Origin of the sequence: Flavobacterium soli DSM 19725 (genome assembly GCF_000422705.1) — a bacterium.
Classification (GTDB): domain Bacteria; phylum Bacteroidota; class Bacteroidia; order Flavobacteriales; family Flavobacteriaceae; genus Flavobacterium; species Flavobacterium soli.
The window spans coordinates 174797-198807 of sequence record NZ_KE383908.1 but is presented as its reverse complement, the minus strand read 5'-3'; the positions used below and the strand labels follow the sequence as shown (position 1 = coordinate 198807).

The 24011-nt window shown below is 50.4% G+C and carries 17 protein-coding genes; 5 read left to right on the top strand and 12 right to left on the bottom strand.

Annotation, left to right across the window (positions count from 1 at the left end):
• From G508_RS0118330 to G508_RS0118290, 9 genes are all read right to left on the bottom strand, one after another.
• Positions 1 to 659, bottom strand: a 659-nt coding sequence (locus tag G508_RS0118330; protein ID WP_245569896.1) for a DUF6443 domain-containing protein, incomplete at its 3' end; no start/stop codon positions are given.
• 5 nt (positions 660 to 664) lie between these two features.
• Positions 665 to 4096 carry an RHS repeat domain-containing protein gene (locus G508_RS0118325; protein ID WP_026706656.1) on the bottom strand — a complete coding sequence of 1144 codons (3432 nt, stop codon included), beginning with the start codon at positions 4094 to 4096 and terminating at the stop codon, positions 665 to 667.
• Between the two features lie 16 nt (positions 4097 to 4112).
• The gene (locus G508_RS19725) at positions 4113 to 6035 is read right to left on the bottom strand and encodes a T9SS type A sorting domain-containing protein (RefSeq protein ID WP_051197771.1); all 1923 of its coding nucleotides are present in this window, start codon (positions 6033 to 6035) and stop codon (positions 4113 to 4115) included.
• 558 nt (positions 6036 to 6593) lie between these two features.
• Positions 6594 to 7253, bottom strand: a complete 660-nt coding sequence (locus G508_RS0118315; protein ID WP_026706654.1) for a response regulator transcription factor — start codon at positions 7251 to 7253, stop codon at positions 6594 to 6596.
• A 3-nt stretch (positions 7254 to 7256) separates the two neighbouring features.
• Positions 7257 to 8036, bottom strand: coding sequence for a sensor histidine kinase (locus tag G508_RS0118310; protein WP_026706653.1), 780 nt, complete (start codon positions 8034 to 8036; stop codon positions 7257 to 7259).
• Positions 8026 to 8676 (bottom strand): hypothetical protein, encoded by a 651-nt coding sequence (locus G508_RS20190; RefSeq protein WP_157486119.1) that lies wholly within the window; start codon positions 8674 to 8676, stop codon positions 8026 to 8028. The genes G508_RS0118310 and G508_RS20190 overlap by 11 nt, the downstream gene beginning before the upstream one ends.
• Before the next feature lie 84 nt (positions 8677 to 8760).
• Entirely contained in the window at positions 8761 to 9462 is a 702-nt protein-coding gene (locus G508_RS0118295; RefSeq protein ID WP_157486118.1) for a hypothetical protein, read from the bottom strand.
• Positions 9463 to 9538: 76 nt separating this feature from the next.
• Positions 9539 to 9679, bottom strand: a complete 141-nt coding sequence (locus G508_RS20185) for a hypothetical protein (RefSeq protein WP_157486117.1) — start codon at positions 9677 to 9679, stop codon at positions 9539 to 9541.
• A gap of 159 nt (positions 9680 to 9838) precedes the next feature.
• Positions 9839 to 10033 carry a hypothetical protein gene (locus G508_RS0118290; protein WP_026706650.1) on the bottom strand — a complete coding sequence of 65 codons (195 nt, stop codon included), beginning with the start codon at positions 10031 to 10033 and terminating at the stop codon, positions 9839 to 9841.
• A 465-nt stretch (positions 10034 to 10498) separates the two neighbouring features.
• Between G508_RS0118290 and G508_RS0118285 the strand changes: the two genes are divergently transcribed.
• From G508_RS0118285 to G508_RS20645, 5 genes are all read left to right on the top strand, one after another.
• Positions 10499 to 11482 carry a Gfo/Idh/MocA family protein gene (locus tag G508_RS0118285; RefSeq protein ID WP_026706649.1) on the top strand — a complete coding sequence of 328 codons (984 nt, stop codon included), beginning with the start codon at positions 10499 to 10501 and terminating at the stop codon, positions 11480 to 11482.
• A gap of 272 nt (positions 11483 to 11754) precedes the next feature.
• Entirely contained in the window at positions 11755 to 12339 is a 585-nt protein-coding gene (locus G508_RS0118280; RefSeq protein WP_026706648.1) for a TetR/AcrR family transcriptional regulator, read from the top strand.
• 916 nt (positions 12340 to 13255) lie between these two features.
• Entirely contained in the window at positions 13256 to 14140 is an 885-nt protein-coding gene (locus tag G508_RS0118265) for a helix-turn-helix transcriptional regulator (RefSeq protein WP_026706645.1), read from the top strand.
• A 408-nt stretch (positions 14141 to 14548) separates the two neighbouring features.
• The gene (locus G508_RS19915; protein WP_026706644.1) at positions 14549 to 16039 is read left to right on the top strand and encodes a MauE/DoxX family redox-associated membrane protein; all 1491 of its coding nucleotides are present in this window, start codon (positions 14549 to 14551) and stop codon (positions 16037 to 16039) included.
• Positions 16040 to 16120: 81 nt separating this feature from the next.
• Positions 16121 to 16402: a DUF6520 family protein gene (locus G508_RS20645; RefSeq protein ID WP_026706643.1), complete on the top strand. Its 282-nt coding sequence runs from the start codon at positions 16121 to 16123 to the stop codon at positions 16400 to 16402.
• 424 nt (positions 16403 to 16826) lie between these two features.
• Here G508_RS20645 and G508_RS0118250 read toward each other — a convergent pair whose 3' ends face one another.
• From G508_RS0118250 to G508_RS19345, 3 genes are read right to left on the bottom strand one after another with little or no spacing between them, the layout of a single operon-like run.
• Entirely contained in the window at positions 16827 to 19418 is a 2592-nt protein-coding gene (locus G508_RS0118250) for a S9 family peptidase (RefSeq protein WP_084626030.1), read from the bottom strand.
• Positions 19418 to 20794, bottom strand: coding sequence for a RagB/SusD family nutrient uptake outer membrane protein (locus G508_RS0118245; RefSeq protein WP_026706641.1), 1377 nt, complete (start codon positions 20792 to 20794; stop codon positions 19418 to 19420). The genes G508_RS0118250 and G508_RS0118245 overlap by 1 nt, the downstream gene beginning before the upstream one ends.
• A 7-nt stretch (positions 20795 to 20801) precedes the next feature.
• On the bottom strand, positions 20802 to 23768 hold the full coding sequence (locus G508_RS19345; protein WP_084626029.1) for a SusC/RagA family TonB-linked outer membrane protein: 2967 nt from the start codon (positions 23766 to 23768) through the stop codon (positions 20802 to 20804).
• Positions 23769 to 24011: the final 243 nt, after the last annotated feature.

Here is a 24011-nt window from a genome sequence, read left to right as displayed (position 1 = left end):
ACCCAATTCTCATCCTTGGTTATGGTCCTGCAGAGCGTGTTTACAGGATAGTAACCGCTGTTGACAATAGCAATATTGTAAACCGGACTCGTAGCGTTCCCATTCCAAGTGGAATTGGCCTTTAGCAGCCGTACTTGGTTGGCCCCGTTGGTCTTGTAGTCAAACTTGATGGTATGGTCAAGGTCGCTTGTAGGGTTTACCATCCAGTCCGCTCCCGGGGCTCCCTGCTCAAGCACCCTGCCAAGTGGCGAGGCCTCCAATCGCTTCTGGCTGTAGGGGTTTGTGGTATTCTCATAGGCTGTCGTATTGTAAAAGGCCGATACGTTGGCCACTGCCACTGTATCATAGGCCATGGTGGCCGTCTGTGCGGCATAGGGAAGGTAGTCGTGGGTCTGCCTGCCAAAGTCGTCATAGACGATAGGGGTCACGATGTCCGTTCCCGTCCCGATTGCCGATTGCTTATGGGCAACCTGCTGCATCGGCCTTCCAAGGCCATCGAAGTAGGTGACATTCACTGCCGCCTGGGCAGCGGTAGGGCTTGCAGGAAGAGCCGTACTGGTAGGCTGCTTGTAGACTATGCTCTTCACATAGTTCTGGGTCGTAGTTTGCGACATTGCCATCACAGGCAGAAGCAGTAGGGTATATAATAGCTGTTTCATGCTTCCTAGTTTTGTGTTCTGTAATGGTATTGGTTCTCGCTCAGGATATTGTTGTCCTTGTCCCTGACATACTGCAGGCGGTTGAAGTTGTCATAGTGATAGGTAACCTTGTCGCCCTTGGGGTCGGTGATGCTGGTGACGCCTACCAAGGGATCATAAGTATAAGTAGTTACCATCGTATTGGCAAGGGCAGGATCATTCCGAAGAGCGTTCAATGCATTAATCATATCGGCTTCCACATACGGGGTGGCATTGGACTTGTTGATTACTTCGTTGATAAGCATGGAAGGAATGTTTCCGTAAGCAATGTTTTCGATCTTGGCAACTGGAAGTATATAGTTGTAGCCCCAAATGTAACAGATACTGGTACCATTGGCCTGCTGAACTTCAAGAGGGTTTCCATTAGCTGTACTGACCTGTATGTATTTTACTCTAGGCTCCAATGTTGTAACACCTCCTTTTGAAGTTTGGATAATCTCAGGAAGCCAGAGGTTGCTGGACCAATCCTTGTAAACCGTCTCCTGACGGCTTAATTCACCACTTGCATCTGAGGTTGTCGTAACAAGGGGAATTCCAATCCTGTTCTGTAACACCAGTGCTGCGGAATAGGGCCTGGAAGCCATTTCGGAATCTGTGGGATAAAGATAGCCTTTCCTAATATTCAACCCAGCATCGTCGTAAGTCTTTTCCTCCTTGAGCTGCGATAAGTGATTATAGGTATATTCCTTTGAGACGGTAACTTCATTTCCATCAAAGAAACTCTTCTCTATTACATTCTTTAATCTGTGACGCTCGGTTACAGTTGAATAAAAATTCACATTTATTCTATCACAGGGACATACTACTGTGTAATCTACAGGATAGGGATCATAAGCCATGGTCTCAATACCATGATTCACAATAAAGCTTCTGTCAGCAAACTCATATTCATATACCTTGCTGCTTAATTGGTTATGGTATCTGTCATACGTTTCAAGCGTATCAATATTTCCTCTCAGCCAATCGCAATGGGTTCTACGCTTGAAACTCTCTGCGTAAGCCCCAACATATAAGACGCCTGTAAATGCAGGATCCAAAGGCGGATCAAGAGGGAATTTATCAATAAAGGAATAGGTATATTTGTTATAGCCACTCAGTCCCTCATTTAATCTTTCCGTTACATGAGTATAACCAACTAGATTGCCTTTAGTTGCCTCCATAGGCACCTGACTTCCAGATGTTAACTTATAGCCTTGACCCATATAAGTTGAACAGCTGGTAAAATAATTTTCATCCAATACGTCAATAAAATTTATAGCCCTTCCACTGGATCTATAAGTATTGCTAATGGGATCCAGGTATTCATATGCATACTCCTTAGTAAATGCCTTGCTTGTCAACTTGTCAAACGAATTGATGGCCTTGATCCTTAGCCCTGCATATATCCACTCGTCTGGATTTGGGTCACGGGACCATCTGACCTGAAGTGTAGCAGTATTAGATCCGATACCTGTTTGCTGGTTTGGATCCACGGGAGTTTTGGATTCTGCAATAATCTTGTAGTCGCCGGCAGGCATATCAGCAGCCTTGATCGAGAAATTCGGCTCATGGATATTCAATAAAAAGCTAGAGTTGGTAATGCCAACTATTTTGAAAAAAAAATGACAATTATTCTGACTGAAAGGTGCTGCACATCCCGTCATAGTGGCAATGAATTCAATACCTCCCTTTACATTCGGAGGTATTGTTAGCGTTCGCGAATAGATATTTCCACTAAGAGTTACACCTGGAAAGCTGGTATCAGTCATAAAATAAAAGACGGGATCCGTGGTATCCTGAATATAATTACTGTTATTGTTATTAGGATTATTATGGACAAAGTTGTCTGTCAGGTTGTCCCTATAGGATGTGTCGCTACCCGAAAAGCTACCAACGAAATTGTTCTCCCACACGAATTCCTCATATCCCCCGGTAGGATATATAATCTTCTCAAGGACAGAGGCATTTGTATAATTTGGATAGACAGACCTATTCGCATCGCCTATAGAAATCTGCAGTCCACTCGTATTATATACAAGGGGTGGCTGAAAAAATGTTTTTGGCAGTAGCGAGCTGTTCTGTCTTCCATTATAATAGCCAAAATAATCTATTGAATTGGAATAGCGGTTGGGTAACTTTATGGGATTGTATTTGAACACATACCGGCCTTGGGTCGCTATACTTGTAGCTCTGCCTTGAAGTGAAAGGGAATCAAGCCTTAAACGATACCTTCCCTCTAGCTCATCTCCAAAAAATTGGGTTAGAACTTCTGGCGCACTTACCATATAAGACGTATGCAGCTGCATCTTTTTGACAATTGAATCATTGTTATTCTTCTTGGTGTCGATCAGCATTAGCCTTCTCAATGCATAGGAATTCGCCAGATCCAAGCGCCCTATAGTTTCCTTCTCAAAGATAACTTTTCCAAACGGAAAGGCAATTTCTTTCAGTTTGGGCTGGTCAAATTTTTTCATCAGGTAGTTTGAACTTTTTTCCTGACAATCTACCGCATAACCCTTCTTCGTTTCCTGCCCCGTCAAGACATAGGTTCCTACATTATTTTCCGTAGAATAGGAAAACCTTATGATTTCACTTCTTGTAGGGAATACGATATCCATCAGCATCCACGATTGATAGCAGTTGAATGACCCTATGGAATTAGGTGAGCTACTTGTAAGTATACTTTCATTGACGTGTGACTTAGTTTTCGCATCCCTTAAATATTCGCGACCCTTCCTGCTTCCATCTTTTGACTCTCCAAAATAATATTTGATTCCCGCTTCATCGGTTATCATAAACCCAATGATCACTCCAGAACTCTGTGTCGTCTCAATCCTCAGGTTACTCAGAGGTGTTTGAATAAGCTCAATAGTGGATTCATTTCCCTCTCTTTTATATTGGAACTGCCCAGAATAGCCCAGAAAACTAAAGTTGAATGCATCTGGTTCATAATCCCTAAGTGCACCATATCCTAAGATTGTAAACAATTGTCCCTGCTTGGCATTCGTCCCCATTGGATCATCATCTCTTGAGAGAAGGTCAGCGATGGTAAAGGTGGTGTTCATATATCCAACTGGTGCATCATCTGGCAACTTGTTGATCGTTCTTGAAATAAGCCCTCCTGCATTGAGCGACCAGCCAAGTCCTGCCCAGGAGGCGATATTACCCACTCGTATTCCATCCGAGCTATACGATAAGGAAATTGGCACCTCCACACCTCCGTGTGAGATGGTATGGAACGGCACCGATATGTTAGGCGTTCCCGTGTAAAGCGAAACATTCACAGGAGAATGCTGCAGGATGGTGGCCGCCTCAGGTGAAGGCGGTATTACCTTTGGCACTTCCTGTCCTGTAACCTGTTGGCTTGAAATTCCTGCAACAAGCAGTGCAATGCTATAAAATGTAGTCCTTATATCCATCTTATTTCGATTTATCCTAATTGTCATTCTTGATTACCTTCACGCTTCCCTCACCCTTGTTGGTCTGGATGTTCACGATATACACCCCAACAGGATACCCCGAGAGGTTCACCGGAACCGTCCTACTGTCGATTGCAAACTTCTGCAGCTCGCGGCCCCCAATGTCATACAGGCGTGCCGTACCAGTGTCAAAGTCAAAGCCCACGATCACGTTCGTGTAGCTCATAACGGGGTTGGGGATCGCCTCGATCTTAAGCTTTTCCTTCACCGGCTTCTCCTTGTCCTTGATCTTCACCACCCAGAAGTCCTTCCCGCCATAGTTCTGCTTCTTGTCCCTGGAGATTTTCGCTCCCGGCTTTGGCCCCAAGTTTTCCATCGGCACTGCACCTCCCTGGCTGCCGCCATTGCCTCCTCCAGAGTTGGTCGGATTCAGCAGGTTGCCCACTGGGGAGTTGGCCCCAAGCTTGAAGCCAGAGTCGTTGTTGTTGCCCAAGGCGTCATTGATGCCTTTGGTTGCCGAGTCCAATTGTCCTGCAACGGCCTCATTCACCTGCGAGGCGGTGTCATTGACCATAGTATCCAGTTCCTGCTGTGCCTTCTGTGCCCCTGCAAGCTGCTGGCTGCTATCCAACGGGTTGAGTCCATCGACCAGTCCCTTTTTCTTCTGTTGCCTCCTGTGGGCAAAGCCCTTGAATTCTGGATTCGAGGTACCGGCCATCAGGTAGCCGCCGTCGCGGGACATCACCACTTTTCGCAGTATATCCTCGCCCTCGCTGCCGATGGATTTCCGCCAGAGTTCCTCGCCCTTTTCCGAGATCTTGATTGCCATATAGTCGTTGAGCCCTTCCTTGCCTTGCTCGTCACCGGAGGAGATCGGGCTGTAGGCCCCGATCAGCAAGCTGCCGTCCTGGTTCTCGATCAGGGAAGTGAGGATATCCACCGAGCCGATGTCGTAGGCCTCTTCCCAGAGCGTCTCGCCCGTTTCCCCGAGCTTCACCACCCAGAGGTCGGTTCCCTTCTTCGAGGTACGGGTCTGGCTGTTGGAGCTTCCCGCCACCATATAGCCAAGGTCGGCCGTCTGGCGGATGGCGTAGGGCTGGTCGTCATGTGCACCGCCAATGGCCTGTTGCCACTCGATATTGCCCTTGTCATCCAATTTCAGTATCCAGAAGTCGCCCCCCTGTCCGAAGTTTTCTTGAAGCTTTTCTCCTGAGGTAGGGCTGTTGGAATAGCCCGCCACGATAAAGCCGCCATCCTTGGTCTGTTCCACATCACGCAGCTGGTCGGCATATTGGCCTCCGTAGGTCTTCTGCCACTGCTCATTCCCATCGGCATCGATCTTGATGATCCAGTAATCGGTATTCCCCCTTGTCTTTTCCTTTTTTGTGCCCTCGACAGCAGTTTGGTTCTTCGCAGGTGCGGAAGAATTCGAGGTACCGGCCAGCAAGTAGCCCCCATCCCTTGTAACCACCACCGTCTGCAAATCATCCTGCCCGATGCCACCGAAGCACTTCTGCCACATCTGGTCGCCCTTGGCATTGAGCTTGATCACCCAGTAGTCGTTGCCTCCGTGGCCCTCAACGGCCTTCTGGTAGCCCTTGGAACTGTTCGAGGTACCTGCCAAGAGGAAGCCGCCATCATGCGTGGTCTTGATGCTTTGCAGCAAATCGCTTGCCCCTCCGCCAAAGCTCTTCTGCCACTCGGCACTGCCATGCTCGTCCATCTTCCAGATCCAGTAGTCAAGGTCCCCGCTTCCCGGATCGGTCTTGTTGCCCGATTTCATCGAGAGGGAACTTCCCCCAATGATGAAGCCATAGTCGGCAGTGGGCTGGAGGTCGGTCAGGTATTCGGCATGGCGTCCGCCAAGGGATTTCTCCCAGAGGATCTCCTGGGCAGAAAGCCCAAGGGGAAGTAGCAAAAGGGGAAGCAATTTTCTCATAGTGTGCAGCTTATCGGTTCTTTATTACAGCGTGTTATCTTACGCTTGACGGAAAATTAACATAAAATTTGGAAACCGTTAGTAAGAATTTCTCAAAAATACTACCCGTATTTCTACGCATTCTGAGGCCTTTTGACAGGAAGCGATGTTAATTTTTTGAGGATAATGCAAAAATGGCGGTTTTGAGGATTTTTAAAAGCGGCCGTTTTTAAAAAATACCTCCAAAATCAAAAGCTTTTTATACCTCAAAAGGGCATTCCATAATTTTTGGCACTTCATGAAAATTAAGAAACCCATTCATCGAATCCAAAGAATGTTGACGGATATGAATGTAAAGACTATCAGAAGTCAAAAAGTTTTGATGGTGAACCTAAAAAATAATATTGTCTTGTATTTTTCGTCATTTTTAAACTTTTCAAATGAAGTTCTGTAAAATAAAAATAAAATGCAAGGGGGGTAGTGCCGTCCCAAATAGTATAGGATTACTTTGTGAGTTGAGAGTTACCAGTTATGAGTTATCAGCAAGTAAATCTTAAATCTGAACTCTAAACTCTACAATCAAATAAAAGGTTCCGTCAATTTATATTTATAGGAAAACAACACCAATCCCACTTTCGATTTGATCTTGAAGCGTTCGAAGAGTGCCGTCCGGTAGGCTTCGATCGATTTTATAGAGAGGTGCATGATCATAGCCATCTGATCGTAGGTCAGTTCCCTTTCATCACACACCAAGGTCAGGAATTCGCGTTCACGGTTGGTCAGATGGATGGTCTGTTGGAGTTGCTTATCGGCTTGACCGTCATAATTTCGGATGCGTTTCAAAATCTCGGTTACATTCGTGTAGCCAATTTTCACAATGTTGTCGATTGCCGCTTCCAGTTCCTGAGCCGTGCAATTCTTGTGCAGGAAACCGCGAGCTCCAAAGTGATAGGCATCGTCTATGATTTGCTCATCGAAATGCTGGGTAAGAAGCAATACCTTATGGTTGCTTTTTCGGTTTTCCAATTCCTTGAGCACTTCAATCCCGTTGAGGTTGGGCATCGAATAATCCAAAATAAACAAATCGGGCGTATTTTCCAAGGGCAAGGCTTCCAGAAAAGCATCACCACTTTCAAATTCATGGCTCACACTGTAATGGTTCATCTTTTCGAGCAGTTCCTTTAGTCCCTGCCTTACAATCTTGTGGTCGTCTATAATTCCGATGGTAATTTTCTCCATAATCTAGGGTTGCTTGTTTTCTGAAAGTAGGATGGTAGTGCCTTTTTGTGGTGCGGAAATCACCTTGATGCTGTATTGAATAATCGCGGCCCTTTCCACGATATTGCGTAATCCCAAAGTAGCAGTAGTGTCCTGTATGGCTTCATAATCAAAGCCTTTTCCGTTGTCACGTATACTCATCTCGAAGACAGGTGTGGTTTGAATCCCAATCTCTATAACGGTCGCCTTGGCATGCTTGAAGGCATTGTTGATGACTTCCTGAAAAATCCTGTAAATTACAATCTTCTCATTTGTCGTCAGGTTTTTTTCGGCCGTGTCCTGGGAAGTAAATTTCAGCGTTATCGAAGGGTTCTTTTGCAAACGCTCTACTTCGGTCTGAATCACTTTTAGCAGACTCTGCTTGGTCAGGAATTGGTTGTTGAGCGAATGGCTGATGCTTCGGATGGACTTGGAGAGGTTGCTGACCGATTGTGTCAAGGGTTCCAGCGTTTCCTTGGCGACAGCCGAATCCAACTTCAAGTTTTCGATCTGGAAATTAATGTAGGTGAGCTGTTGTCCGGCATCGTCATGCAAATCCTGCGAGATGTTGTGCAACACCTGTTCCTGGGTTTCGATAATCGTAGAGGTCAACGCTTTCTGGAAATCGATGTCCTTTTGGTAAATTACCTTGGTGTAGTTCTTGATTTTGTTGATGTAGAGCTTCCCCAATAGCACACAAAAGAGTACTACCAAACTCGCAAAGAGTATTGCAGTGATGATGCCAAAAGCCAGATTAGTGTTCATGACGCAGTGTTTTTTCCTTAAACATATAGTAGTTGATCAGGCCATAATAGACAAGGTTGATAAAATAACCGATGACGGTATACAGCGGTGTATTTCCAAAAATAACGGTCTCAGAAAGTGCCCTACTCTTGAATCCGAAGATCATACTGAGTCCGAAGAAAAACAGTACGGGAGCAAAAATGAGCAAATAGTTATTGGACAGGAAAAAACCGAAATCTTCCTTCTTGAGCCTAAAGAAACTTTCCCCGATGAAAAACACCAAGTAGAGGAAAGAACCAAAAATAAAGGTATTGTAATTGAATTTTTCCATTCCTTCCCATAGGAGAAGGTTTGCAATTGCATAGCCTATAAAGAGAAGGAGTATCCCGATACCCCATCTTTCACGTTGGATTACCTTGAAAAACAGCCACAGCCAAAGGGAATGGTGAAAGATATTGTTGAAGGAATAGATGAGACTGATATTGATGCCATGGTACAAAAAAAGTACACATAGCAACTCACATGAAAGGCTTACCGAAAGGATGGCCAGTACTATTTTGTGAACCGTATTGTGGCGTTTGTAGGTAAACAGCACTACAATAAACGAGATCACTACCAATAATTGCGTAACGTTCATAAAGGGTATTATGGATTGGATCATAATCTCGCGCTGTTGTCCTTTTGGGGTTAGAAAAGCAGCGTGAAATTACAAAAAATAATGAATTATAAAACTATTGCCTCACGATCAAGGCGGAATCTGTGAATAATCATAATAATTATAGCTTCCGCCCCCCACGTTCACCCTAATGATGGTTGACGCCCTATCGTTAACCGTTGCCTTTGCAAATTGAAAGACACTTGTATTCTTGAGGTTGTACTTGTTGACGATACTGCGAAACAGGGGTACCGAAAAACAGGTCTCATTAAACACATAACGGTCCACCATTTCAAGGGTCATGACATTGGAAGTGTTAAAGGAAAGGCGGGTGTAACGGTTATAATTAGTAGCAAAATAACTACCTCCGTTGGCACTGATCTGGGATTTTAGCTGTGAAAGTGTCAGGGAGGTATAAGGTCCAATATTGGTTATGGTAGCTCCTGTTATATTATGGGCACATTCAATATAGGGATACGTTTCTTCATAAAAAATAAAGTCGCCGTTGTCCCTGAGCCATGCTGCATAATCGGATTCCCGGATCTTTGAAGCATCGATGGCCACGATACCATCACCCGTGTTTACTTCTTTCTTACCGGTAGGTACATCATACATGTACTCCTGATTTTCAACTTGCCAGTCGTTATACTCTTCGTCGGGAATGCGGTTGACGGCTACAAAAATAAGGTTTTCGCAAGTTGGGGTTTCTTCAGAATCACAACATTCGTAGCAAATCAGACCGCAAATTATAAGCAATAGCAAGAGTAGAAGGAGAATGGTACTTCTTTTCATAGTGGGGGTGGTATTGTTTGTTTTTGTTTTAGTTAGGGTAATGTGTCAATTCAACAGGAGGCCCAATGGTGTTGCTTTAGGAACGTGCCAAAGGATAATGGATGAGCAACAGGTTGAGGTTGACTTTCTTTTCTTCTTCAGGTACGGCCTTTTTTGCAGGTATGCTAAAAGAGACACTGGTAGCCGTTACAATCAGGAGGAGTAGGATCCGTTTCATATGGTAGTTTTTTGGTTCACTACAAAGGTTTCACTTTTTGAAACGTTATACCATAGGGGAAACCCTATTTTTTTATAGTTCTTTCCCTATTGTTCAGTCGAGGCACAAAAAAAAGTGCCTGATTGCTCAAGCACTTTCATAACCTCGAAAGGGAAATAATTAAGATTTAGCTTTCTTAGCACAACATCCTGCTTTCTTATCACATGATTTTTTTTCAGTAGAAGTAGTAGTTGTTGCAGTAGTGGTTTTTTCTGTCGCTGCCTTTTTCTTTTCAACAGGTTTTTTCTCCTGAGCGTTCACACTCATTGAAAAGGCAAAAGCCATAACAGCCATCATTACGATTGATTTTTTCATTTGTTTTATAGTTTAATTAAGTGAATAGAACGTTTAAATACCTCCTTTTAGTGCCCATCAATTGATTCAATAAGCACACCAACTGTTTACAGCTGTTTTGATTAGGGTAAATATATATAAATAAATGAAATGTTGCACCTGGTTAACATTTTTTAACGTTAAGGGTATTGTTTGGGAAGCTCTAAAGCTTTTAGCCACGAATCCCGAAGCCTAGGGAACAAATTATAAAATCTGTGATAATCCGTGTAATCAGTGCAATCCGTGGCCTATTCCCAGCTCACGAATCATCAAATCAATTCGTGCCAATTAGTGAAATTCGTGTCTTACTCCAACCCCCAACTCCAAACCCCCGAATTATCAAATTATCAAATTTTCAAATTGACTATACAATCACTAGCTTTGCCCATAGGAAGCGAAAAAACAAAAATCCCTTCCTCACACCAACACCAACCAATCCAACCAACTATGAAAAAAATACGCTGGGGTATCCTGGGAACCGGAAACATTGCCCGTAAATTTGCTTCCGACATTCAACGAGTAGAAGGGGCCGAACTGGTCGCTGCCGGTTCGCGGTTACTTTCAAATGCACAGGCCTTCTGTGAGGAATTCCAAATCCCGCTCCCTTTTGGCAGCTATGAAGCCCTGGCACAAAGTGAAGAAGTTGACATTATCTATGTTGCCACTCCCCATAGCCTGCATCACGCCAATACCCTGCTGTGTCTCCACCATAACAAGGCCGTACTCTGCGAAAAGCCCTTTGCCCTGAATGCACGGCAAGCCGCAGAAATGATAGCATTGGCCCGGCAAAAGCAACTGTTCCTGATGGATGCCCTCTGGACGAAGTGCCTGCCACATTACACGACCATGATGCAGATGGTCCAAGAAGGTGCGATAGGCGAGGTCAAAGTCCTGTTGGCCAATTTCGGTTTCCAGATGGCACCCGATCCCACTTCACGTCTGCTAGACCCTGCATTGGGTGGCGGATCGCTGATGGACATCGGCATCTACACCGTCTTTACAGCATTGGATGTACTAGGAAAACCCGATTCTATCCAAGTGCATCTGGTAAAAACGGAGCAGGGAGTCGACCAGCAGTGTGCCATTACGTTCCGGTATGCTAACGGAGCCATGGCCAGCCTGTTTTCAACACTGGCTGCCAATCTCCCAACCGACGTTGCTGTTTGTGGCACAAACGGACGTATCCAAATGACCACACCTTTCTACGAACCTACCTCCCAGTTGGAATACTATCACGAGGGGAAAAGAACGATGCTTGATATACATCATGAGGGCGGCTTTGGCTACCAATACGAGGCACGGCATGCCACAGCCTGCATGAGGCAAGGACTAACGGAAAGTCCTCTTCTGACCCACGCCAAAACCCTAGAACTGATGGAGGTATTGGATGAAATCCGGCGGCTTGGGGGGATTGTGTTTCCGGGGGAATAGAGGGGGAAGGGCAAATAGCAAATGTCAAATAGCAAATGTCAAATAGCAAATGTCAAATAGCTAATCCCAAATAGCTAATCCCAAATAGCAGATTCCAAATTACCTATAAAAGATGGAAAGCCACCCCCGCCCATCGCAAGGCATGTTTAATTTTGAGACCTGACCCGCCAGATCCTTCCTTTAAACTCCCTTATTTCCACTTACTTTTTATTAAATTACTTTCCCGTTTCACTTTATTCAGTAGTTTTGCAAAACATACCAATTAGTGTCTTATGAGCAAAGCAGCACTCACACGGCACATGATCCTCCAGAATTCCTTTGGACTGATTTACAGGAAAGGCTATCAAGCCACCAGTATCGACGATATCCTATCCACAACCCCTGTTACCAAGGGTGCCTTCCTCTATCACTTTAAGAACAAAGATGAGATGGGGCTTGCCATGATCAGGGAGATCATGTCACCGGGCATGAGAGCAAACCTGATACACAACCTGGCAGGGAAGAAAGATGCCAAGAAAGCCATCTACGAAATGATGGAAAGCCTCCTATACGATACCGCATTTTTTGATTACCGTTTCGGATGCCCAGCCGTCAACCTTATAGATGAGATGTCTCCCCTGAATATGGATTTCAACAGGGCCTTAAAGGAAATGATGGAGGAATGGCAACAGTCAATTGCTGCCTGTATTGAAAACGATGCCCAGCTGGGCAAGAACGATCAAGCCCCAAACGGAATGCAAGTTGCCTATTTTGTAATGTCAGGCTATGCCGGCGTCCGCAATATGGGAAAGCTATACGGATTGGAATCGTACAAGACCTATCTAAGAGAGCTCAAAAAATACCTTGCCGCACTCTAATTTTTTTTCCACAATAACATACCAAGTAGTATGTTCTATATCTATTCATTTTAATTTCTTACCCATGTTTCAAACCCTTCTTTTCCTACATTCCCTTTTTCGGTGAAACGTTTCCAGCGGAAATGGGCGGGGCAACTGAAATCGAAGCAGTACTCCCCTGATTTCACATCATCAGCAGCGACGCAGCTGTTCCACTGTTCCACAGCCGTTTCCCTGGCAGCCTTGAATTCGTCCCAGCTGTTGGGCTCCACTGAGAAACCCCGGGCAGATTTCGAATAGGCCTCCACACCGTGCTGCTGAAGTTTGGGGTGCGGTTTCCCGTGATGTCTTGCGGCTGCTTCTTGTCTATTTTACATAATGCATTTCATACACTCGGCATACAGTATCCCTGCTTTAAATGGGGAGTATGGGGGGGTGGGCAGTGTTCGGTGTTCGGTGTTCGGTGTTCAGTGTTCGGTGTTCAGTGTTCAGTTTTCAGTTTTCAGTATTCAGTGTTCAGTATTCAGTGTTCAGTATTCAGTATTCAGTGTTCAGTGTTCAGTGGTCAGTGTTCAGTGTTCAGTGTCCAGTTTTCAGTTTGGAGAAGGTGCCTTGAGGGTGTGCGGATGGGGTTTGTGCCGTAATTGTATAGGGGGTGTTTCTAAAGGCATAGTCCTTTTCCTGCCAACTGTTGCGTGGTTCCTTTTGGCGGTTTTTTTTTTGACTTTTTTTGGGCGTATGGTTTTTGGGTGGTTGGGTTTCCTTTGGCTTTGGGGGGTGGGGGGGTGGCGCGTATAGTTTTTTGCCTGCCCATTTTCCGTTTTCCAAGTGCTGGATTCCGGAATCCAGCACCCAACCCTTTGCACCATGCGGTTGCTTTTGATAGGTTTGTCCCGGGCCTTAGAGCCCATTTCTTACTCACCAAATCCTATCCGCTATGCCGAAATCCCTTTCTCCTGAAAAGATCCGCCTGCTCTACAGCCTGCTCTATGAACTGGCGACCGTTGGCACCGTGCCGGTGCTTCCGCCTGCGGCCGTGAACGATCCCTATGATGAACTGATGGCGCAGCTTTCGCTGGTGGGCGTCCGCCTGGCGTCCCTGCGGAAGCATCTGCGGCTGCCGCCCCAGCAGTATGCCTACCATCCCGTTGCCCCGTTTGTGGCGGTGCTCGACCACGGGCACGTGCTCCGGTCGTTTACGCCCGCCGTGGCGGAACGGGTTGGGCTTTCGCCCGAACAGCTGCGGGGGCAGCGCTTTACGGAGCTGCTGGACGCGGCTTCGCGGGACGCCTTTTCCGTTGCAGCGCAACAAGCGGCCCTTCCTTCCGAGGCGTTGCAGTCCGCTGACCTGCTACTGGTGACCGCCTCGGGCCACCGGGTGCCGCTGTACTGCTGGGTTGCCCCCGAGCTGGTTGCCGGGCTGCTTGTGGTGGTGGCGGTGGAGTATACCCTTCTCGACCTTTCGCCGCAGCGGACTTCCCGCAACGGGAGGAAATCTGCGGGTGTCCGCAAGGCTGAGCGGACCTATGCACACATCCTGATGCACCTTGACCAGCCGCTGCCGCCGGCCCGCCAGCTGGGGCTGCTTGTCGGCATGAGCGAGTCGGGCCTCCGCCGGGTGTTCCGCGAACGGTATGGTAAAAGCCTGTACGCGTGCTACCAGGAGCTGCGGCTGCAGAAGGCCTGGGAGCTGATCCGGTATACGGACGATGCGCTGAGCGAGGTTGCGCGCCGGTGCGGGTTCGAGGACTACCTGAACTTTTACAAGGTGTTCAAGAAGCGGTTTGGGGTGCCGCCGAGTATGGTGGGGAGGAAGGGGTAGATTTGGGATTTTAGATTTTAGATTTTAGATTTTAGATTTGGGATTGAAGGATTGAAGGATTGAAAGATTTGGAGATTTGAAGATTTGGAGATTGAAGGAAGAAAGATTTTTGGCCACCCCGCCCGCGGCGGCGGGCACCTCCCACAAAAAAAGCTGGACAGGCTCTCCAGAGTAGCCACCCCACCCTTCGGGCACCTCCCGCAAAAAAAAGCGGGACAGGCTCTCCAGAGTAGCCACCCCACCCTTCGGGCACCCCTCCGGAGGAGGAGAATAGGAACTTAGCGATGGGAGATGGGGTGCTTTTTTTAAGTTTACTGCAATTGACTACTTAAATACCTGATAGGCATAGTGTTGTGTACAATAATTAATGAATTTTACACTACCGTACTATCTTTAAAGTTTACGATCATGAAAAATATGCCTTTTAGAACTGTCGCCGTCACCGCCATCCGCTATCTTTATGTGTTGCTGTTTGTGTATGCAGCCGTAAGCAAGCTTTTGGATTTTGAAAATTTCCAGGTGCAGCTTGGGCAGTCGCCGTTGCTGAGTGTCCTTGCGGGCGCCCTGGCATGGCTTGTACCCTTGCTTGAGCTGCTGCTTGCGGTATTGCTCTGTATCCCCCGATTTGCAAGGTTGGGGTTGTTTGGGGGATTTGTGCTTATGGCCCTGTTTACTTCCTATCTGATTGTTATACTGCGCTATGCGGATCAGGTACCCTGCTCGTGTGGCGGTATCCTGGAGGACATGAGCTGGCAGCAGCATCTCTATTTCAATATCGTATTTGGCCTGTTGGCCGCAGTGGCGTGCCTGCTCCGTTCGAGGGACTGGCGGCGTACGCTGGCGGTACTGTCTGTTGGCAGTATGGGCAGCCTTGCCCTGATGGGCGTGCTGTTCCTTTACACCACCTCGCAAATGCAGTATGAGAATCCGTTTATCCGGCGTTTCCCGCAGGGAACTGCTGTGAAGCGTGGCGACGTCGATCTTGGCACCACTTCCAAGTACTTTGCGGGAACGGATGGGCGTACGCTCTACCTTGGCGACCACCGTGCCCCTCTCCATGTTAGGGCGTACGATACTGCCCTGCAGACGGTGCAGCAGTACAAGATTGCACTGGATCGGGAGGACTTTCCCTTTGCCGCGGTACAGGTGCGGATTGACGCTCCCCACTTCTACCTGATGGACGGAACGGTTCCGGTGGTTTACAAGGGCAACATCAGTGACTGGAAGGCCGAAGTGGTGCTGTATGATACGGGCCACTACTTTTCGCGGGCCGAAGTGATGACTTCCAACAGGTTCGTGTTCCGGGCCCAGGACCGTCCTACTTCGGAGCATGTATTGGGTACGCTCCAATTTGGGGATCGCGTGGAGGCGGAACATGCCCCTGATCTTTTGGAAAGGCAGCTTGATGGCTTTTTCGACACGGATGGGATGCTGCACTATGACCGGCTCCATGATAAAATGACGTATCTCTACTATTACCGGAATGCCTATATCGTGGCCGATTCCTCGCTCCATCCCATCCGACGTGGCACAACTATCGATACCACTACGAAGGCCAAATTACACATCGTGCATGTGAAGGAAACCCGGCAACGCAAGATTGCCTCGGTCGGAGCAACGGTGAACAAGGTTTCGGCGGTTTACAATGATCGGCTTTTTGTGAATTCCAAGGTGATGGGACGGTTCGAGCCCAAGGAAATGTGGAAAGCGGCGTCGGTTGTGGATGTGTATGCCCTTGATGATGGTCGCTACCTGTCGAGTTTCTATGTCTATGATGTGGATGGGGCCAAAGTGCATGGGCTTTCTGTATCAGGGCATCATCTGTATGCGCTGATTGGCCAGCACCTGCACCACTATGTATTGGAAGAATCCATTTTAGGAGGAACAGCTCCCTTATAATCTCTACTGATCAGGAGCAGGGGTGAGATCGAAAACCTGTAGAAAAGAGTAGATCAATTGTATTATTTAAATTTTTGTATCATGAAAAATTTCTTAAAAGTGATCTTGCCAGTATTGGCCTTCACATTGGCCAGTGCGGCCGCGGTTGGCACGCACCAATCGAAGGTAGAGGAGGCGAACAGTCCCCTTGTGATTGAAGGGTTTATCCAGAGCCCTACTGAGAATTCGTGTACGCCGGTGTCGGTCAACTGTACGATTGAGAACACGGGCAATGCGTGTATGACCAGTGACCTGACGCCGCAACATGTGTGGCTTAAGGACGGGGCGAACAAATGTAACGTGACCCTTTACCGGCTTGATTGACGCCATATGTCATTAAGCAGGATGCAGCTGTTCCGATTGGGGCAGCTGTTTTTTTTTGGATTTAAAGATTTAAGGATTTAAAGATTTAAAGATTGGGAGATTGGGGGTTAAAAGATTTAAGGATTGTAGGCCACCCCGCCCGCCGCGGCGGGCACCCCTCCAGAGGAGGGGAAATTTAGCCGCGACAGTGGGTACCTCCCGCTGAAAAGGTGGGACAGGCTGTCCGGAGGAGGTGGAGTTTAGGGTTTAAAGTTTAAAGTTTTTTGCCACCCCGCCCGCCGCGGCGGGCACCTCCCGCTGAAAAGGTGGGACAGGCTCTCCAGAGGAGGGGAAACTGAAGCGTTGAGGGAAAGGGGAGGGTTGACTGCTGAAGGGGATTATTTGGGATATGGCAGCAGGGGTTTGCTATTGTTGCCTTGCTGCCCTAGTGCTGCTGTTCCCTGTCGGGTTTCATCCATGAGGGCTTTTCCTTGTCCCTGAGGTAATGGTCGAGCCATTCTTCCAGTTTTCGGGTGAGGTCGGCCTGGTTTTCCTTCTTATTGATGATATGGCCCTCGTCGGGGTAGACGAGCATGATGTGCTCGCGTTCCAGCCTCCTCAGTGCGGCGTATAGGGTGGCGGCCTGTCGGGGCTGCACATTCTGGTCCAATGCCCCGGCCCAGGTGAGCAGCGGTGTGATGATTGCCGCGGCGTGGTAGAGCGGGTTGTTCCGGAAGTAGGCTTCGCGATCTTCAAAGAAGGAGGTTCCCATCCTGTATTGCTGGTTCTCATGGCGCCAGCCGTCGATGGAGTTGTATTCCGTATTGTAGGTGAAATAGTGGTGCACGTTGTCGGCCACGGCTGCCCCGCTGATGGCTGCCGCGAAGCGTGGGGTCTGCGTGAGTATAAAATTGGTCTCGTAGCCCCCGAACGAATGGCCTATGAGGGCGAGCCGTTCGGGATCGGCCACTCCCAATCGTATGGCCTCATCGACTGCTGCCAGCACGCAGTCGGTGGCCGAGTAGCCGGGATTCCCAGCCTGATAGACTATATCGGGCATGAGTACGGCATATCCCTTTGCGGTCAGGTTGGCTATATTGAACCCAAGTCCATTGGACAGTGATGGGTTGACATAGCGGTGCAGGTGGTGGGACAGCTTCTCATAGAGGTACACGACCATGGGATATTGCCTGCCGGGCTCGTAGCCTGCGGGGTAGAACAGGGCACCCTGCAGTGGCACGCCCTTGCTGCTGGCGTAGTGGATCAGTTTGGCCGTGCCCCAACTATATTGTTCGTGGTGGCTGTTGCTTTGGTAGAGCCTTTTGGTGTCCTTCTTGAGCAGGTCGGCCACATAGAGTGCAGGCGGACTGTCAAATCTTTGCTGTACGTACATTATCCTGTTGCCCTTGGCGGCCTTCCTGAGCCGTGTCAGGCTGGCGTCCTCCTCCAGCAGGCTGCGAACCTTTCCCTTTGGCGTCAGCAGGGCATAGCCGTTCCGGCCCTGTTGCAGTTCCCTCACTTGCAGGATCAGGTCCCGCCTCAGATCCAAGGCCCTGTTTTGGGAAAGTGGCCGTCCTGCAGGGTCGATGCGGTAGATCCGGCCTGATTCCTTGCCGTTGGTAAGGCGTTTGCGGCTGCTGCCGTTGGTGGCGATCTTCCAAATGTCGTGTGCATCGTATACCAGCAGGTACCTGCCATCGGCTGCCCATCCTGCCAGTCCCTCTACCCGCAGTTCATTTCCGGGGTCGGCCAGTCGGTTGTCCCAGTTGGTGTCCATGCCCCGCGTGATGCAGGTGTGCACCTTTGCGACCAGGTCGTAGGTGTGCCAGTCGCTTTCCCTGTAGTAGGCGATGTAGCGGCCGTCGGGTGAAAAGGACAGCTGGCTGTCGTAGCCCGACTGCTTCTGCAGTAGGAGTTGGGTATTTCCCGTTTGCAGGTCGCACAGGTAATAGTCACGGTCGCCGAACCATTTGTAGAACGGAGCATAGGCGAGGGGATCAGCCAGCAGGGCAAATTCCTGATTTCCGGTGAGGGCCATCCACGGCAACGTATCCGTGGTGATTTCCCTGACGCTTTCCTGTTGGGGCGACCATACGGCGGTATGGGCAGGATAGGCGACGGAGGCCTTTAATTTCCGATTGGGGTAAAAGTCCTTGTCGGCGGCATTCCAGATGGCCACCCCTTTTGCATAGGCGGTGGTGTCCTGTGGCCATCTGGAAGTGATGCCGAAGAATACCCTTTCGCCGTCTGCCGAGAGTTGCAACTGTACATTCGGGTCGGCCGTGATGGCTCTGTCCTTTGGGAAGGCGGGATGGGAGGCTTCCAAAATGCCCAGCTTTTGGGTGTCCACCCTATAGCAGTAGAGCAGGGTTTCCCCCGTGGCTTTCTCCCCATAGAAGGCGATTGCCTTTCCTTCGGACTGCCACTGCATCCTTTTGAAGGTCTCGCCTTCGGCTCCCTGCCGTATGATCCTTCTTGTATTGTCCCTTGCGTCCAGCAGCTCGAGCGTGGCCGCCTGTCCCTGTTGCCTCGTCAAGCAGAACGTATGGCCCTTCGGACTTTGGCTGTAGGCCAGCACGTCGGGAATCGTGGCCTTTACCTTTCCTGCCTTTCGTAGCACCAGTTGGGTAGTGGCTGTCCCTTCGAGCGTGAGCAGCAGTTGGAGTTCCGGCACGTAGCCGTATTGCCTTACGTTGGGTATCCTCTGTTCTGCCCCAGTGGCGAGGTGGAACAGGAGCAGGTGTTCCTTTTGTGGCATTGCGAAATAGCCTTCCCCAAGGAATTGTCCGCCCTGGGTATTGGGAAAATTGTAGCTTTTCATGCTGCCCGTGTGCTGGAGGAAGAGGGTATCGCTGGCGTTTCCGTATTCCATCTTGTAGCTTGCCCAATTTCCGTTTTCGGACAGCTGTTCTGCCGTGAGCGTGCCCCATAAGGCATAGTCCCTTTCCGATAGCTGCCGCAGCTGTCCCATCAAGGGACAGGCTGCCAGGCAGGCTATAAAGGCCAGTGTATATTTCCGTAGTTGGTTTTTCTTCATTAGTATCCGTCGTTTTGTGTCAGGTTAGTGTTGGCGAGTATTTCTGCTTCGGGTATGGGCCAGAGCTGGGCGGTGGTTTCCCATGCCGGCTTGAAGGCGGGCATGGTGGTGTCGAGCCTTCCCGTGCGTTTCAGGTCGAAGAAGCGGTGTCCGAATTCGGTGAACAGTTCGCGCTGGCGTTCCTCCAGTATGGCGTCTATGATTTGCTGCTGGGTCACGGCCGTGGTTGGTGGCAGTCCGGCCCTTGAGCGGATGGTGTCCAGGTCGCCTTTCGCGGCTACCAGTTCCCCCTGCCTTGCCCTTGCCTCGGCACGGACCAGGTAGAGTTCGGCCAGCCGGAGTACGACCGAATATTCGGTGGACGTGCCCGTATTGGTATTGATCCTGTACTTGTAGGGGTGGTACCAGGTAGCGGTGCCGTTGGTCTTGACGCCGATCCAGTTGGCCTTGCGCAGGTCCCCTTCGGCGAATGCCTCGTACAGTTCGGGACGGAGGCTTACGAAGGTGGGCGGTCCTGTCTGGAAGATGAAGGTGGCCCCTTCGAGGGCGTTGAAGGCGGCGGATTGGGGTGAGAACTGCCAGATGGTTTCGGTGCTCTGCCTGAGGAATACCTTTGTTAGGTCGGGCTCAAGGCTCCATTCCGATTGGTTGAGTACGGCGGAAGCGGTGTTGGCCGCTTCTGCCCATTGCCCATTGTAGAGGTATAGCCTTGCCAGCAGTGCCTGGGCGGCCGCCCTGTTGGGCCTAACGCGTTCGGCTGCCACGTATTGTTCGGGCAACAGGCCGATGGCCTGCTCGAGATCTCCGATGCATCCCTGGTAGACTTCCGCCACCGGCAAGCGCGGCAATGCCCTGTTCGTCACGTAGTTGGTGGTCGTGGCATACGGCAGATCGCCGTAGAGGCTTGCCAGATAGGAATAGACCAATGCCCTTATGAAAAGGGCCTCGCCCGTGAACCGGTCTGCCGCTTCCCGTGGCAGTGCCGCGGCATTGCTGCAGCCCTCGATAATGGCATTTGCGCCATAGATCTGGTGGTAGCTCTCGCTCCACTTTTGCAGGGCGATCGTGGAGAGCGGCTGCAGGTTGCTGTTGGAGACGGATAGGATGTTCTCGTTGTTGCCGTAGTAGAGCAGCTCATCGGCGTACATACCCAGCAGGGCGGCACTTCCGTTGGCATTACCTGCCAGGAGTCCGTTGTCGCGCAATTTGGCGTAGAGTGCGATGAGTGCGGCATTTGCGGTGTCCCTGTTTTCGAAGACCACCTTGCCGGTGAGCTGGGAGTTGGGCACTTCGACTTCGACGAATCCGTCGCATCCTGCCAGGCACAGCAGCAGGAGCATCAGGGCGGTATATAGTGTTGGTTTCATGTTTTTCATGTTTAGGTTAGAATGTCATTTTTACCCCTGCCGAAAAGACCCTCAGGGGTGGGAGGTACATTGTACTCTGCTTGAATTCGGGATCGCCGTGTTTGAAGCTGGTAAAGGTCAGTACGTTCTGCCCCTGTATGTACAGCTGGCATTTCAGATTGGTGTAGGCCTTCAGTGGCAGGTCGTAGGAGAGCGCGATGTTCTTGAGGCGGATATAGGAGGCATCCTCAATTGCGGCATCGCTCAGTGCGTAGCGGGCATAGCCCGTGTTTGCGGCCGCGTTGATTCCAACGGTGAGGGGCTGTGCCGTGGCAGTTGCCGCACCTTCGAGCTGGTTAACGAAAGTGCCTTCGGGTCCGGGGTAATTGCCCATGGCCTCCTGCTTTACGAATTGGAACAGGAAATCCAGGCTCACGTTCTTATAGCGGAGCTGGTTGTCGATGCCCCCGAAGAATTTGGGACTCAGGTCGACTGCCCGTTTCCTGTCGCCGTTGGCCGTGATGGTGCCGTCGCCGTTGCTGTCTTCAAATTCGTAGGTGCCCGTTTCGGGATTGGTGCCCGTATAGTGGTAGAGCCTCGTGATGGTTACCGGTTGGCCTACGATGAAGGTGTTGGCGTAGGTGGAGCTTTCGAGCCCGGGAAATTCCAGCAATCTGTTCCGGTTGGCGGCGATGTTGAAGCCCGTTGACCAGCTGAAGTCACCCGTGCGGATGTTTTCCGACCGCAGGGTCACTTCCAGTCCCGTGTTCTGGACAGTGGCCTCCAGATTGGCCGACAGCGCCGTGAAGCCCGTGATGGCGGGCAGGGGAATGCCCACGAGCTGGCTGGAGGAGCGGTTTTGGTACCAGGCGATACCGAGGTTCAGGCGGTCCTTCAGGAAGCCCGTCTCGAGGGCCACTTCGACCTTGGTATTCTTCTCCCATCCAAAGTCGGGGTTGAAGAGGCGTGTGGGCTGCAGTCCGATCAGGCCCTGGTAGGGAATTCCGGTCGAGGTGTAGGTATCGAGGAACTGGTAGTCGCCCAGCTGGTCGCTGCCCGTGATGCCGTAGCTTGCCCGCAGCTTTGCGAAGCCCAGGATGGGATTGCCGGCCAGGAAGGCCTCGTTTGAAAGTATCCATGCGGCCCCTACGGCGCCAAAGGTCGCAAACTGCTTTCCTGGGCCGAAGCGGCTGGAGCCGTCGCGCCTTCCCGTCAGGTTGAGGATGTAGCGTTCGCCGAAGTTCCAGTTTACCCTTGCGAAGAAGGCCTGGTATCTGTAGACGATCTCGTCGTCGAGGTTGATGAATTTTGCGTTTGCGGCGGCGAGGTTGCTGATCAGGCTGTTGCTTGAAAAGCCGTTACCGGAGAGGAACAGGCGGTTGGTGACCTGCTGCTGGAAGGTGCTTCCGGCCAGCAGCTGCAACTTGCTTTCCCCGAGCCGGAGTTTCCAGTCCAGCTGTGGTTCCGCGATCCATGACTTGCGGGTGGTGAGGCTGTTGGTGATGGAGGAGGATTCGCTACCCAGTCCGAAGGAGGGGTTGTAGCGGGTATGCGGCTGGATCTTGCGTTCGTCGTTTTCCAGTGCGGTATAGCCCAGGCTTGTCCTGAATTGGAGACCGGGTGTCAGCCTATACCCGATCATCGCGTTGGCGGCGAGGTCGTTGATGGCCGCCTCGAAGGTGGACACGAGCGGTGCGAGCGGGTTTTCGAAGGTGTTGTTTTCCCAGTTCAGTTCGCCGTTCCCGTCGTACAGGGCGGGTGCATTGGGTGCGAGCCGGCGTGCTATTGACGTCAGGTCCCTTGCCGGCAGGTCATTTGCCTGTGCGACGTAGCTGGCCGAAAAGCCCAGGCTGAAGCGGCCGTCTTCGGCGGTGTGCTGCAGTGCGAAGTGTGCGGCTCCTTTCCTGTAGACGAAGTCACCCGGGAAGACGGTGGTCTCGGTGCGGTAATTGCCGCCCAATGTGTATTGGGTGCGTTCGCTTCCGCCGGCTACCGAGGCCTGGTAGAGACTGATCTCGGCGGTTCCGCCGATGAGTTCCTTCTGCCAGTCGGTGTTGCGGTTTGGGTCCCATGTGCCGTTGATGTCGTATTGGGATGCAGGGTAATCTGTGAATCCGTCGTTGGCGAAGGCTTCCTCCCGCATCCGCAGGTATTCCGGGGTCTTCATGAGTTTGGGCAGGCGGGTGGTGTTGCCTACACCGCGGGAGGTATTCAGGGTAAATACGGCCTTTCCTGCCTTTCCCTTCTTGGTGGTAATGAGCACCACGCCGTTTGCCCCCCTTGATCCGTAGATGGCGGTGGCGTCGGCATCCTTGAGGACCTCGATGCTTTCGATGGCGTCGGGGTTGATGGCGTTGAGCGGGCTGGTGAGGCTCGGGTTGTCGCCCGAGGTGGAGGTGCCGCCGATGGTCTCGGAGGAGTAGGGCACGCCGTCGATGATGTAGAGCGGCTCGTTGCCGTCGGCCCGCAGGCTGTTGCGTCCCCTGATGCGGATGGAGAAGGCGCCTCCGGGGGTTCCGCTGTCCTGTATGATGTCGACGCCTGCCATGCGTCCCTGCATGGTGGCTAGGACGTTGGTCACGGGCTGGGTCTCGATGTCCTTGGCGGTGATACGGGCGATGCTTCCGGTGCGTTCCCTGTCCGTTACGGAGTAGTAGCCGGCGTTGACGATTACTTCCTTTAGCTGGTTGGTGTCCTGCTGCAAGACGATATTGAGTACGGTGGCGGTGCCTAAGGGCTTTTCTACTGTAACGTAGCCTACGTAGGAGAACACTAATATATCCGCTGGTGTGGCGGCTATGGAAAAGCGGCCGCTTTCATCGGTGAGGGTGCTGGCGGTGGTGCCCCTGAGGGTGATGGTGACGCCGGGGAGTGTGCCGGCGTTGTCAGTTACGGTTCCGGTTATCAGGGACTGTGCGTTGGTTCCTGTTGCGAAAAGGAGGAACAGGAAATAAAGCCAGGGCAGGGTTGCTGCGGATGGCTTGAAGATTGGATTTTTCTTCATACTTTTGGTGCGGTTAAATGAAACATTCTCGTTTTGTTGGTCTAGGTCCTCTACCGGTGTTTTGGGCGACAGGGTAGGGGACTGTTTTTTGGGCTTTGGTTGGGCGCTTTGGTTGGGTTTTTACCACAAAGGCACTAAGGCACAATGGTTTTGCGCTTTGCTTGGGTTAAACACAGATTACACAGATTACACAGATTACACGGATTATGTGGATTATGTGGATTACGCGGATTATCGTGTCGC